Raw genomic sequence first — 14,324 nt, 5'->3', positions numbered from 1 at the left:
ACTTCCTTGGAAGTCCCTATTTTTTTGCCATTGGCTGATTGAGGAATTTCAGCAGGCTCAGTATTGGTTTAAACTCTTTGCCTACCCAGCCGATTTTTTCGGCAAAAAGTTCGATGATGACCAGCAGTATGATAACGTGGAAATAAGTCCCTTTAATATCCGATATCATTAAAATCATCCCTATGGCCGCAAACATGGCAGCCATTCCGTAAATGGAGAGTACTGCCTGTCTATGGGTAAGTCCCACATGGAGTAAACAATGATGCAAATGATATTTGTCTGGTGCTGTCAGCGGCTTATTATTGCTGATCCGCCTTATAATCGCAAAGAAGGTATCCGAAAGCGGCACTCCCAGGATAATCACTGGTACAATCAGGGATATGAACGTGACATTTTTGAAGCCCAGCAAGGACAGGACCGAAATAATGAACCCTAAGAACAAAGAGCCGGTGTCTCCCAAGAAGATTTTTGCCGGATGAAAATTATGCACCAAAAAGCCCAGGGTACTCATTAATAAGATAAGCCCCAAAACCGATACAAAGAAATCTCCTTTTATGATGGCCATGCTGGTTATTGCGACAATTGCAATCGATGAAACCCCTGAAGCCAGGCCATCCAGGCCATCAATCAAGTTGATTGAATTAGTAACTCCTATGATCCAAAGGAATGTCACCGGTACGCTTAAATAGGTAAAATCCCACTCTCCTCCAAATGGCAAGGCGACAAAGTCGATTTGCATCCCACCGCCCAGGATTATGACAGCAGCAGCCAGCAACTGTCCGATAAGCTTAATTTTAGCACTCAGCTCAGTAAGATCATCGACAATTCCAGTCAATACGATGATTGAACTGCCGAGCAGTATATAAAATACATGGGAATGACTAAGGTCACTTAAGAGAACGCCTGCCACAAAGCTGATGAAAATCGCGAGACCGCCCAGCCGGGGCATTATCCGTTCATGGACCTTTCGATGATTGGGCTTGTCAGTCGCGCCAATTTTCAATGCGATAGCTTTTACAATCGGGGTTAATAGTAATGATAATAAAAAGCAGCAAATAAGGATAAAATATGGCATCTGAAACCTCCTTATGCCTATTCTGTCCTTTTAAGCTAAAAGGAAAACAATCTTTGGCTGGTAATTGTTATAAATATTCAGCGGCAAATTTTGGGCGGTGTTTGATTAAATATCGCAGATTACTGAGGGCTTGCCGGTGATTTAAGTCAATCAACGTGAAAGGATTGCAGGTATACTGAAAATCTCCATAAAAAAAGACCGGGGAAACATTTTCCCCAATCTCGCTTTAATATCTGCCTTTTTCATTAGCTGGTTTCATGCCTTTTTTTATAAAGTTCAGCAATGGTTTATAGTCATCTCGAACAAGCCCGATTTTTTCCACAATAATTTCAATCACAATCAGTAGAGCAGCAATGATGATCATTGAGCCCCATAGGGTTGCCTGGGAAAAGATAAACGCTGCAAGGCCAAACAATGCGCTCATAGCGTAAATCAGCAATACCGTCTGCTTATGGCTGAAGCCGATGCGAAGCAAGCAGTGATGCAAGTGCGATTTGTCAGGCGCCGAAAGCGGCTGCTTGTTGACGAGCCTCCTGATAATTGCAAAGAAAGTATCAGAAATCGGCACTCCCAAAATGATAATCGGAATGATTAACGAGATGAAAGTGACGTTCTTGAATCCCAATAATGAAAGTACACCGATCATATATCCAAGGAATAATGCACCAGTATCACCCATGAAGATTTTAGCTGGGTGAAAATTGAATACAAGAAAACCAGTTGAAGCAACTGCTACGATCAGGGCGACTACCATTACATACGGGTTGCCCATAAAGTAAGCCATTGCAGCAATCGTGAATAATGCGATCGTGGAAACACCAGCAGCCAGGCCATCCAATCCATCAATCAAGTTGATTGCATTTGTAATACCGATGATCCAGATCATCGTGATTGGAATGCTTAGATAGCCAAAATCGATTTGGCCGCCGAATGGCAGGTTGATAACTCCAACACTCAGGTCACCGAACAATACGACAATAAAGGAAGCGAAAATTTGTCCAAGCAGTTTAACCTTAGGTGAAATCTCTTTAATATCATCCATTACACCTGTAATGATGATGAATAAACTTCCGATTACGAACGCCCAGTGAACCTTCTCACTTGATACCATCGTGGCCAGGTCAAAATTTTTACCAGGCTGCAGGATCAGGACTCCAATCAGGAAACTTAGATATATTGCTAGTCCGCCTAAACGCGGCATTATTTTTTGATGGACTTTTCTTTGATTTGGTTGATCTGTCGCTCCGACAACAAACGCAAGCTTCTTAACCAATGGTGTCAGGAGAAGTGCTGCGAAGAAACAGATTATTAATGTAATGTATAACATAAGCCCCTCCATGCTAGTATCATAGATACGTATATTCCTATAACCAATGTTTTGGTAAATTCCATATTGATTCCTTTGAGATTATAGCATATACAGAAAATCAATGAAACTTTTTTTCTGAAATTATATTTTTTATTTCGACATAAACTGACTTCAGTATAAATCTATTATACTTTTAAAGCTACCCAACTTTAGACGGAATAAATCACAAAAAGTTTCAATGCCCCCGAAATATTTTTTTGTTTTAAGTTGCTAGAAGACATATTTACATAAAAAAACATTCAGGAGCGAATCCTGAATGTTTTTTATTAAGGCTGTTTTCGTAAAGATTGTTGTTAAAATCCTAATGCCGATTTTAACGTAATATAATGCTATTTTGTGGTTCGGTATTATGTTTGCATGCTCTTTTCTCATAAAAAGGGGCTGCTTTGAGAAGAAAAATAGTTCATTCACTCCTATTTTGTAGTCAACAGCAACAAAGTTTGAGAAAAGAGCCTTTATTAATGGCTCTTTTTCGTAAACTTTGGAGCTTTCACAACCTATTTAATGCGATTTCAGTTCAGCAGTCCTTCAAAAAGAAACCTTATGGATTTCAGAGAGAAGTACATGTTCAAAAATCAACAATCAATGCGCTAACAGCATTATTTATTGAACCTGCTCTTTACCTTATCCAAAAACATTTTCATAACTTGATCCTTTGTGATGAAAAGGATACCCGCATATAGCAGCGAATTGATGCCAACAATCGAAATGAATAGCGGGATTGGCCCGGAAACGTATTGTCGAATCAGATAAGATACCGGGATAAACAGCAGCGCAATGAAAAAATATTTCATTTTGCCAAGCTCGAACAAATGATAATCCACTTTTAGATAGCGCCTTATGTAACCATACTCCAGAAGGATCAACAATAAGTTGGATACTGCCGTCGTGAGGATGGCGGTGACCGGTGTGAACAAATCATACTGAAGCAGAAGTGCATTCAGTCCCAGATTCAGGAAGCCACACAAAAAAACCAGCCTTACCAGGACATGCTCTTTCTTTTTCACATAGATGATCTGGTTCGCAAGGATGAAATCAATTCCAAGGATAATCATGTAAAAAGAAAATGCACTCAGGACAGGTGCTGCTGCGATGAACTCCCTTCCTCCGTAAATGAATACGCCGACATCTGCAAGAAGGTATAGCCCAACTGCTGCCGGGAATAAAAAGGCGAAATAGGCCTTGGAGATATTATTCAACAGTGTTAAATATGATTTATCATCATTTTCACCGAGGATATTCGAAAGTCGTGGGATTGAAACTTGGATGATGCTGAGCAGCAACGTGTTTATAATCCCCATTATTTGCTGGGGAATCACGTAATATGAAACATATTTAGTACTGACATACTGACCAAGCATAAATCGATCCAGCTGTGTATATAAGACATTTGCATTCGAGAAGATTACCACCAGGAAAAGTGGCTTGATATGCTGTCTTATGGATATATTCCGGAAGTCAAATTTAATTTTCCTTTTTATATAAATAAAGCTGACGATGTTATTCAGGAACATGGAGAATACGAGCAGAATGGCGTATTCGTGATAATCCCCTGGCGTGTTGACCATGATAAAAATCAAGACAACATAAATACTTCTGACAATAATTGTTTTAACGGTAATGAAGTCATAGTTTTCCATTGCCTCATTGACCCATTCGACATAAAAAATATTAACAATAAAATTGAATGCAAATATCAATAGAATCGGAAACGTACTTTTATCGCTGTAACCTAAATAGCTGAATGAAAGATAGAACAATAAGGCGGCTATTCCTGATACAAAGCTGATGGTAAACAAGCTTGTGAACAGCTGGCTGACCTTGTCCCGGTCGTTTTTCAAACGGCTCATTTCCCTTAGGCCGTATTGGTAGACTCCAAACGAAGCAAAGATGAAGAAGTAATTAAAAATCGACTCTGCAAACTGCACTTTCCCAAGCGAACTGACGCCAAGTGCACGGTTTACGTATGTTCCAACCAATATTGGCACGATTAAGTTGAAAACATTGAGCAGAATCTTATAAAGCATGTTTTTAAAGAGTGATTTTTTCATAAAACAAGTCCTTTATAAAACAGCATCGCCACATGGGCATCAAGCTTGTTCAATTTGAAAATATTATATGGCGTCCAGGAAAATAGACTTAATCTTGCTTGAACTGGAAGGCCTCTGTATTTTCTTTATATGGCAATGTGCCTACCCCCATCGTTGACCAATCCCAATTTTCATCCTTGATCATATAGGTAGGGCCATAGTTGTCCTTCAAGTATTGATCATAGCATTCAGGAATAGGGAATTGTCCGCCTTTAAAATCAATCATTTTGATTCCCGTAAAGGTAGAATCGATTCTCCTCACTGACAAGCCTGTTACTTTCGTATATTTTGGGTGATTTTCATAGATTGTATTCTCACCCTCCTCTAACGAATAACAAGAAGCTTTTCCTTCGAAGATCTGATAATAATAAAAAATATCCAAATTGACACCTTTATAAAGATAGGTTTCTTCAACAAGCTTCCCATCCATTTTAAACTCGCGGGATTTCTTAAAGCCTTTACTAATAAGTGCCTTTTCAATATCTTTGGCAGCGTCATTCCCATTAAAGAAGGTAGCAACATCAATATCAAAGTCATGGCCAATAAAATCTTTTTCTCGAACAGCACCTAGTAATGTACCGTAATCCAGCCAGAATTCACGTCCATGCTCATTGAATGCCTGTTTCATTAAATTCAGGCTTTCCAGCCCATATTTTTGGACAGATTCCCGTTTCCCTGCTGTCATCTTATCTTTATAATGCTGATTTACTTTGCCCAGCAAAGGGTTCGCTTTCATGCTATGATAAATCTTCCTGTTACGGAGGACAGATTTAATTTTTTCTATAAACGCGTTCATGTCAGTACTCCCTCCACCCTTTTGAGCATTTCACTATATTAATGGCCAACGTATTAGTGCCGTCACAGTCCCAATTACTATAGTACCAAATTCTTCCCTAATTATAATAGAGCATTATGAAAAAGAACTGATATAAAATATCAGTTCTTTTCTACTTAAAGCTTGTTCGACTCTGCCAGGTAAGCAGCGAGTGCTTCCTTCCAGTGACGAAGCGGAGTAAAGCCCTGCTCTTCGATTTTTGATTTACTTAAAACTGAATATTTTGGTCGTGCTGCTGGACGAGGAAACTGTTCAGTAGTAAGCTGTTTGACTGTTACATCAATTTCAGCCTGCCTGAAAATTTCCACCGCAAACTCGTACCAGCTGCAGATCCCTTCATTTGTAGCATGGTATATACCGTATTTTTCACTCTGCATCAGTTCAACCATGAACCTGGCTAAATCGACAGTGTAGGTAGGTGATCCAACTTGGTCATGAACAACTCCAAGTTCCTCACGCTCTTTACCAAGGCGGATCATGGTCTTGACAAAATTATTGCCATGTACCCCAAAGACCCAGGCAGTCCTGACGATAAAGTACTTTTCCAAGTATTGCTGAACAAACTCTTCCCCTGCCAGCTTTGTTCTTCCATAAGCACCTAAAGGCTTGGTTGGATGATCAGTTCCATAAGGTTCCGTCGCAGATCCATCAAACACATAGTCTGTGCTGACCTGAAGCATTTTCGCATCAATTTTTGCTGCTGCTTTTGCAAGATACTCTGAACCAAGGGCATTCACTTTATAAGCAGTCTGTTCGTCTTCCTCTGCTCCGTCTACATTCGTATAGGCAGCACAATGAAGGATGGAATCTGGCCTGTTTTGTTCCATAAAGGACAAGACCGCCTGCTCATCGGTAATATCAAGGACATCACGGTCCAGTGCCAGCACCTCAAAACCCTGTTTTTCCAGTTCAATTACAACATCTTTTCCCAGCTGCCCTGCCGCACCAGTTACTGCAACTTTCATTTACTCTACCTCATTCAGTCGGTCACCGTATTGTGATTGGAAATATTCCTGGTATTCTCCTGAAATAATATTTTCCCACCACTCCTGGTTTTCCAGATACCACTTAATTGTTTGTTCAATACCTGTTTCAAAATTATATTTTGGCTTCCAACCAAGCTCTTCACGAAGCTTCGTTGCGTCAATTGCATAACGGCGGTCGTGTCCTGGGCGGTCTTTGACATACTTAATCAAAGATTCAGGCTTGCCAAGCTGTGCCAGTATCGTTTTAACGATATCAATATTTGTGCGTTCGTTATTTCCGCCAACATTGTATACCTCGCCGTCGCGGCCTTTGTGAAGAACAAGGTCGATCGCCTGGCAGTGGTCTTCAACATGCAGCCAGTCACGAACATTCAACCCATCCCCATACACTGGAAGCTCCTTGTCATGCAATGCATTGATGATCATTAAAGGAATCAGTTTTTCAGGGAAATGATATGGGCCATAGTTATTGGAGCAGCGAGTGATGTTCACAGGCAGTCCGAATGTTTCGTTGTAGGCACGGACAAGCAGGTCTGCTCCTGCTTTACTAGCGCTATAAGGGCTATTTGCCGCCAATGGAGTTTCTTCCGTAAAGTATCCCGTTTCGCCAAGCGTTCCGTATACTTCATCAGTTGAAACCTGTAAGTATTTCTTCACACCGATTTTCTTTGAAGCATCCAGCAGGACCTGAGTTCCTTCCACGTTTGTACGAATGAAAATCTCAGGATGAGTGATGCTTCGGTCAACGTGTGACTCAGCCGCAAAGTTCAGGACGTAGTCAAACTTCTCTTCTTCGAACAAGTTATTGATAAATTCGCGGTCTGCCAGATCGCCTTTTACGAATTTATAATTGGGCTTGTCCTCTATATCCTTTAAGTTTTCAAGGTTTCCAGCGTAGGTGAGCAAATCAAGGTTCACGATCTGGTATTCAGGATATTTATTGACCATATAGCGGACAAAGTTGCTGCCAATGAAGCCAGCGCCGCCAGTAACTAATAATTTCATATGTTTCCTCCTATTTCTCATAAACAAAATTTAAATGGTCTGCTTCTGCTAAAACTGGATGCTTCGTATCCTTCTCAGAAAGAATGGGACTAGAAGTCGGCCAATCAATTCCGAGTGCCGGGTCATTCCAGAGAATTCCTCCATCGTTTTCTGGAGAATAATATTCGTCCACCTTATATGCTACAGTTGTATCTGGTACGAGCGTGCAAAAACCATGTGCAAAACCTTTAGGAACAAGAAGCTGGCGTTTGTTATGCTCACTCAGGATGACGCCTACCCACTGTCCATAAGTTGGTGAACCCTTACGGATATCAACAGCGACGTCATAAATCGCTCCAGTCACACAGCGTACTAGCTTGGTTTGCGCCTTAGGGTTCAATTGGAAATGCAGTCCTCTTAATGTTCCCACAGGAGCAGAAAGTGATTGGTTGTCCTGAACGAAATCATAATCGAGACCTAACTCATTAAAAAGCTGTTTGCTGTAGCTTTCCATGAAATAACCACGATGGTCACCAAACACTTTAGGTTCCAGGATTTTAACATCCGGCAGTTTAGTATCAATAATATTCATCTAAAACACCTCTTCCAGGATTACTTTCCTTGGTTAGCGATTTTGATCAAGTATTCGCCGTATTGGTTTTTCTTCAATGGCTGAGCTAATTCCAATAGTTTTTCTTTAGAGATGTAGCCCATTTTATATGCGATTTCCTCTAAGCAGGCAATCTTTAATGTCTGGCGTTTTTCAACCGTTTCAATAAATTGTGATGCTTCAAGAAGGGAAGCATGTGTGCCTGTATCAAGCCATGCATAGCCGCGACCCAGCAATTCAACATTCAATTCTCCCATTTCCAGATAAGCTTTGTTAATGTCCGTGATTTCTAGCTCACCACGAGGAGAAGGTTTGATCCCTTTGGCAATCTCGACAACACGATTGTCATAGAAGTAAAGACCCGTAACTGCATAATTCGATTTTGGTACTTCAGGTTTTTCCTCTATAGATACAGCTTTTCCTGCCTCATCAAATTCAACTACCCCGAAACGTTCCGGATCGTTTACATAGTAACCAAAGACTGTAGCGCCAGTTTCCCTTGCAGCAGCCTTGCGCAGCAAATCTGTAAGACCGTGTCCATAAAAAATATTGTCTCCAAGGACAAGTGCTACATTATCATCACCGATGAACTCATCACCGAGAATGAAGGCTTGTGCCAGTCCGCCTGGATGAGGCTGGACTTTATAGCTGAAGTTCAATCCCAAATCAGAACCATCTCCAAGGATTTGTTCAAACCTGCCGATATCCTCAGGAGTAGAGATAATTAAAATATCTTTAATGCCTGCTAACATGAGCACTGATAGTGGATAGTAAATCATCGGCTTATCGTATACGGGCAATAGTTGTTTAGAAACTACTTTCGTCAATGGATATAACCTTGTTCCGCTTCCACCTGCGAGAATAATGCCTTTCATAAGCTCACTCCTCTTAAATTGTTAGTTAATAACTGTTCATTCACTCGAACCCTTCCCTATTATAAGGAAAGTATTATATAAAATCCAAAAAGTTCAATTTTTGTAATAAAAATATAATTTAGTTTTAAAACTATGTCTCTAATCTTAATCTATTTCTTGTAATTCATGATCGCCGACATTGTTCCAAGCCTGCCTTTTATCTGGGCTGTCACAGGTCTTTTCTTCATACCCGTAACATTCCCGCCATGACGATAATATTTCATTAATGGTTCGTCAATGTAGACAATCTTTTCTTTTCGCAACTTCGCAACCAGTGCGATCCATTGGTCATGCATTTCAATCGACTTTGGGAAAGGAGTGAAAAATGGAACCATTTCCTTCTTGAAAGCCATCATGCAGCCGGTGAATGCATTCTTGATGATATTGCCTATTATGCCCTGGCTTATCACATTTCCATTATAACTGTTCCAAGATTTATGTATCAGTTCCCCTTTACCGTCCACAACCGAGGCATCATGGACAACGACAGAGGCATCAGATTGCCGAAAAGCTGCGAGGACTTTTTCGACTTTATCACTTTCCCATTCATCATCCTGGTCACACAGGAAAATGACTTCACCTTTTGCAAGGGAAATCGCTTTTTCAAAACTTTTAATAACTCCAAGGTTTTCAGGATTCACATGGACTTGCACCCTATTCCCGTATGTTTCACGAATCAAATCAACAGTACGGTCCTTTGAACCATCATCAACAACCACTACCTCGTCGTTTTCACTCAGCTGGGATAGCACTGAATTCAGCTGGCGAACAACAAATTCCGCTCCATTATATGTTGCCATGCAAACAGATAACATCATTTTGAATGCCCCTTCTCCATGGAAATTAGCCTTTTGAAGGTATATCCTGCAATTTGTTTATTTCTTACCAGCAAAAGCTGCTTCAGGAAACGCTTAGCAAGCTGCATTTTATAAGGCCGGTAAAGTTCAGGTTTATGCTCTTTATAAAAACGGATTTCCGAATCAAGAATGCTCTGATATCGATTGATGGATACCTGGCTATAATCCATAACGGATAAATCATGCTCTAAAATAACATCCATGACCCAAACTTTCTGACCTCGCTTATACACTTCATTAAAAAGCCAGTGGTCCAGATAATCCAATGCAAAGCCATTATTAAATCCGCCGATTTCATTCAAGAAAGACAACTTGATTAAAGCACCTGAATTAATGGCCATAACCGGTGTTTCCTGCAAACCAGTTCCTGGCCTCTCTCCCTGCAGCGGCCGTAATTGGCTGCTGAAGACAGGGGAAATCCCAACACCGTTACTTTTAATTTGCGGCACAATGGCAGCAACTGAATCTATGGGTGATCCCAGTCTTAAAATATGATCGAAATACTCGTCTGTCAGTTCCGTGTCATGATCAAGCAGCAGGAGCCACTCACTTCCGTTTTCTCCTGCCTGAGCCCAGGCAAAATTGTATGCGGTAGCTATGCCAAGATTTCTTGGATCATGGATATAGGTAAAGTTCGCGCCCCAATACCTTCCTGCTTCAAAATCCTGCTTATCAGGGCCATTATCATATAAAATAACTTCCAGTTCAGCTGGTGATTCAGTCCGGCTTTTTAGTGTGTCTTTCAAGCTTGCAAAGGTTTTGGACCTTTCGATCTCTTGCTTGTAAAAAACAACGACTGCCGTTATTTTCATCATTTAATCTCCTTTGACCAGGAATCTTTTTTATTTTGCGATAAAACGAGCAGGATTATGAAAAAGCTGATTCCAATCGGGTTGTTGATGAATGGGTTGATATTCGTCAGCAATAATAGACCCATGAATGCTGAAAGCAATGATATTTCAAGAATACTTAATTTAGCTCCCCGTTTATAGGCTTTATAATAGTTATAAAATACGATTAAAAATAAAAATGCCCACACAGCAAGACCAATGAGGCCTTGTTCAACAAGAATGTCAAGGAAGCTCATTTCCAGGCCAGTGACCCTGCCTGCGATCTCTGTCCCGTAGCCAGTGCCAACGACAAGATTTGCCGGACTGGCAAGGATGATATCCTTGGAATCGATAATGAACTCCAGTCTCGTATTTACACTCACATCGTTAACTTCTGTCTCTGTATTCTTCCTACCTCCAGAATTCCCCTTCTCTCCATCCTCAGCTATTTCATCTCCTGGCTGCTCTTCGACCACTTCTGATTCAAATCTGTCCAACGTCATATTGTTATAAAGTAATGGAACGGATGAAGCAACCAGTACAAGAATGATGAACTTTTTCAAAAAATATCTTGATTTAAGCAGATATGCCCCCTTTTTTGCCAATCCTTTAATCGGATCAGTCAGTACCTTGGCATCCAAAAGGATTATCATGAACACACTTAAAACGAACGCCAGCAGGAACCCTCTAGTCTCAGACCAAAGTATTGAAATGGAACAGAAAATGATATTGGCTATATCTACTTTTGTATATTTTTTATCCAGGACGGCATTCAAGGATAAAATCAAACCAATAAGAACAAAAAGATGGCTCTTATAAAAGACGCTTGCACTTGGTCGGAAATAAAGATCATCATTCATCAGCCAGTTCATGAAATAATAAAAATTGTCAAAAGAACTGCTGAATACTGTTTTCCCCAAAACTGAAACAGTAATCGTAAATAACGCAACAATCAATGCACTATATTTTAAAAGCGTAATGATTCTATTCTTTGAAAATCTTTCATCAGAAATATAGTAAGCGAGCGGGAAGTAAACAGCAAAGAAGGATACTCTAAAGAAATCCGTGACAATAACAGACAATGCATGGCCATTCAGGTATCCGATGATCACGCTCACGAAAAACCATAAAATCAATATGTAAATGCCCAAAGTAATTGGGTTCATCCTGATGAATGTATTCATTTCCTTATTTAAGAACGCCTTATTTTTTACGATCCGAAACATAAATGTGACGATCAGAAGCAGGAATAAAACCTGGCGAATTGATAAGACTCCAAAGTCAATCAGCCTTCCTCCGCCCCCAATGAATAATTCCACAAAAAATACAGTAAGCAATATTTTCTCAAACTTAGTCATGTGTATTTCTCTCCCTGATTAGATGCAAATCCTAAAGCTATTGCAGTCCACCTTGAGATAAGGGCTTTAAAACAAGCGCCATCCCCATTTATTGAAGAACTTGCCCATCGACTGCATGAAAATTTTAAACAACTTTGAGTTCTTATGTGCTCCTCTTTCATAATAATGAACTACTTGCGAAAAAGGTGTGTATACCACTCTCTTCCCTCTTTTGCCTAGTTCGAGACAAAGGTCATAGTCCTCAAAATACATAAAATAACGATCATCGAATCCGTTTACTTCTTTGTACTCCTGTCCTTTTACAAGCATGAAGCATCCGGAACCTATCCTTACGTCTACATCACGGTCATCCGGCAAATCCCTCATTTCATATGCAGCAAGACGTTTACTGAACATCTTCTTTACAAATTTGAAAGGAATAAACCTCAAAGCATAGTCGAATACAGATAATTGGTTTCTTATTAAATGCTGCGTTGTCCCATCTGGATTCAGGACTTTTGGAACCAATAGAGCAATATCCGGATCTTTTTCCGCTTTTTCGATCATCCTTAAAAGGTCGTCTTTTTTCAGGATGATGTCCGGATTGAAGATCAGGAAGTACCTTTCATTGGCATTCAGAAGATTTTGGTTGTGCCCGAATCCAAAACCATTGTTCTCATGGTGAAAAGTAATATCGGCAAAATCCTCATACTTTTTCAGTTGCTGCTTATATTCTTCGGTAGAGTCATTATCAAAAATAACGAAGCGGAAACGGTCATCATCCTTGAATTCTTCCTTCAAATGGTCGAGGACGTTGAAGATGTGTTTACTATTATAAGTAACGATGCTAATTGCAACGATTGGTTGTGACATAATCTTTTCACTTCTTTCTTATTTGGTCATGGCCAGGATTTATGAAGATTGATATCTTGGTCAGTCTCTGTCTTATACCCTCTACAAACGGAAAACTACTTGTTTATGCTCTTTTCGTAAATTTTGTTGTATTCACGGTCAAAAGTAACGCATTTAATTACCTAATTGGTGCCTGGATGCCTAGAAGAATGCGAAATGGAAGGACTTATTTGTAATTCAACAACAAATACAAAAACAGCCTTTATTTACAAAAAATAATTATAACATCAACTTGTCGGATTTTGTACTTTAACTTTCCCATTTCCAGATTTGTGGTTGATATTATCTACCATGAGGATTATAATTTTCTTTATGGATAGATTAATTTCTATCCTCATTCAAAGAAAAGAAGGGGTTTTTCGTGAATAATAGAACACGCCGCAATGTTAGAAAAAACAAGCGTAAAAGAATTGTCCGCTTCGCTCTTTTATTCTTCTTTATTATTAGCGTGGGAGCAGGATTATATGTTTACAATATATACAGCGATGTTGCAAGTGCAATCGACAAAATGCATAATCCAATTTCCCGGGAAAAGTCGAAAAAACGGGAAACGAAAGTTGAATTCGATCGTAAAGATCCGATTTCACTCCTTTTGGTTGGCGTAGATGAACGTGATGGTGATGCTGGAAGAACAGACTCGATGCTGGTTCTCACTGTTAACCCTGAAACTAAATCAACAAAAATCGTAAGCATCCCAAGGGATACCCGGTCTAAAATAGTTTACAGTGACGATCCAGATAGGCTCCGTTATGACAAAATGAACCATGCATACGCTATTGGCGGTATTGAAATGACGATTGACTCAGTTGAATATTTCCTTAATATACCGATAGATTATTATGTAGAAGTCAGCATGGAAGGTTTTAAGGATATTGTCGACGCAGTAGACGGAATCGATGTATATAACAAGTACGCCTTCGAACTTGACGGTGTTTATCTGGAAGAAGGCAGCCATCACTTGAACGGTGAAGAAGCTCTGATGTATGCACGGATGCGAAAACAGGATCCTCGAGGAGATTTCGGACGCCAGGAAAGACAACGTGAAGTTATTTCTAAAGTAATCGATAAAGGTGCATCACTCTCGTCGCTGACAAATTATAACGACATTCTTGAAGCATTGCAGGATAACATTAAGACAAACTTAACATTGGATGATATGATCGGAATTCAGGCCAAGTATAAAAAAGCCGCTGCTTCCATCGAAAAGCTCGAAATTGAGGGTGAAGGCGATAATCTGGACAATGGCTCAGGCCTTACGAGCTGGTACTTTATTGTTAACGATGAAACAAGACAGGAGCTTTCCAACAAACTAAGGCAACACCTTGACTTATCTCCGTCAACCGTCTCTACATCCGATACAGATTACAATTCATGATCAAGTCTATTAAAATATCAAAAAGGGAAGCAGCTATATAGCTGCTTCCCTTTTTGATTCCCTTTCAAACATTAATTAAAGAATGTTATCTTCATTTTTTGCTGTCCTTTGGCACACAGAGCGATAATATTGCTAGGTTTCCAATTCATA

Annotated in this window: 13 protein-coding genes; 1 reads left to right on the top strand and 12 read right to left on the bottom strand. The window is 39.9% G+C overall.

Translation table 11 applies throughout. From position 1 onward, the window contains the following. Positions 1–16: 16 nt before the first annotated feature. From DYI25_RS15175 to DYI25_RS15120, 12 genes are all read right to left on the bottom strand, one after another. Positions 17–1,075: a glycosyltransferase family 4 protein gene (locus tag DYI25_RS15175; protein WP_213370371.1), complete on the bottom strand. Its 1,059-nt coding sequence runs from the start codon at positions 1,073–1,075 to the stop codon at positions 17–19. Positions 1,076–1,301: 226 nt separating this feature from the next. Then, positions 1,302–2,402 (bottom strand): glycosyltransferase family 4 protein, encoded by a 1,101-nt coding sequence (locus DYI25_RS15170; RefSeq protein WP_213370369.1) that lies wholly within the window; start codon positions 2,400–2,402, stop codon positions 1,302–1,304. A gap of 641 nt (positions 2,403–3,043) precedes the next feature. Further along, complete coding sequence (locus tag DYI25_RS15165; RefSeq protein ID WP_213370367.1) at positions 3,044–4,495, bottom strand: oligosaccharide flippase family protein; 1,452 nt, start codon at positions 4,493–4,495, stop codon at positions 3,044–3,046. Between the two features lie 88 nt (positions 4,496–4,583). Further along, positions 4,584–5,330 carry a LicD family protein gene (locus DYI25_RS15160; protein ID WP_213370365.1) on the bottom strand — a complete coding sequence of 249 codons (747 nt, stop codon included), beginning with the start codon at positions 5,328–5,330 and terminating at the stop codon, positions 4,584–4,586. 155 nt (positions 5,331–5,485) lie between these two features. Beyond that, complete coding sequence (gene rfbD / locus DYI25_RS15155; protein WP_213370364.1) at positions 5,486–6,334, bottom strand: dTDP-4-dehydrorhamnose reductase; 849 nt, start codon at positions 6,332–6,334, stop codon at positions 5,486–5,488. Then, positions 6,335–7,360 carry a dTDP-glucose 4,6-dehydratase gene (rfbB, locus tag DYI25_RS15150; RefSeq protein WP_213370363.1) on the bottom strand — a complete coding sequence of 342 codons (1,026 nt, stop codon included), beginning with the start codon at positions 7,358–7,360 and terminating at the stop codon, positions 6,335–6,337. A gap of 10 nt (positions 7,361–7,370) precedes the next feature. Next, entirely contained in the window at positions 7,371–7,931 is a 561-nt protein-coding gene (rfbC, locus tag DYI25_RS15145) for a dTDP-4-dehydrorhamnose 3,5-epimerase (RefSeq protein WP_213370360.1), read from the bottom strand. 20 nt (positions 7,932–7,951) lie between these two features. After that, entirely contained in the window at positions 7,952–8,824 is an 873-nt protein-coding gene (rfbA, locus tag DYI25_RS15140; RefSeq protein ID WP_213370358.1) for a glucose-1-phosphate thymidylyltransferase RfbA, read from the bottom strand. 149 nt (positions 8,825–8,973) lie between these two features. Continuing rightward, the gene (locus DYI25_RS15135) at positions 8,974–9,681 is read right to left on the bottom strand and encodes a glycosyltransferase family 2 protein (protein ID WP_213370356.1); all 708 of its coding nucleotides are present in this window, start codon (positions 9,679–9,681) and stop codon (positions 8,974–8,976) included. Beyond that, positions 9,678–10,535 carry a glycosyltransferase gene (locus DYI25_RS15130; RefSeq protein WP_213370354.1) on the bottom strand — a complete coding sequence of 286 codons (858 nt, stop codon included), beginning with the start codon at positions 10,533–10,535 and terminating at the stop codon, positions 9,678–9,680. Before DYI25_RS15130 ends, DYI25_RS15135 begins: the two co-directional genes overlap by 4 nt. Then, positions 10,532–11,908 carry an O-antigen ligase family protein gene (locus tag DYI25_RS15125; RefSeq protein WP_213370351.1) on the bottom strand — a complete coding sequence of 459 codons (1,377 nt, stop codon included), beginning with the start codon at positions 11,906–11,908 and terminating at the stop codon, positions 10,532–10,534. Before DYI25_RS15125 ends, DYI25_RS15130 begins: the two co-directional genes overlap by 4 nt. 66 nt (positions 11,909–11,974) lie before the next feature. Continuing rightward, complete coding sequence (locus DYI25_RS15120; protein ID WP_213370349.1) at positions 11,975–12,760, bottom strand: glycosyltransferase family 2 protein; 786 nt, start codon at positions 12,758–12,760, stop codon at positions 11,975–11,977. Positions 12,761–13,160: 400 nt separating this feature from the next. On the opposite strand from DYI25_RS15120, the gene DYI25_RS15115 reads away from it, so the two are divergent. Next, positions 13,161–14,174, top strand: coding sequence for an LCP family protein (locus DYI25_RS15115; protein WP_213370347.1), 1,014 nt, complete (start codon positions 13,161–13,163; stop codon positions 14,172–14,174). Positions 14,175–14,324: the final 150 nt, after the last annotated feature.

This window comes from Mesobacillus boroniphilus, assembly GCF_018424685.1.
GTDB classification, from domain to species: Bacteria; Bacillota; Bacilli; order Bacillales; family Cytobacillaceae; genus Mesobacillus; species Mesobacillus boroniphilus_A.
The sequence above is the reverse complement of the archived record's forward strand: the minus strand, read 5'-3'. Positions and strand labels throughout refer to the sequence as shown.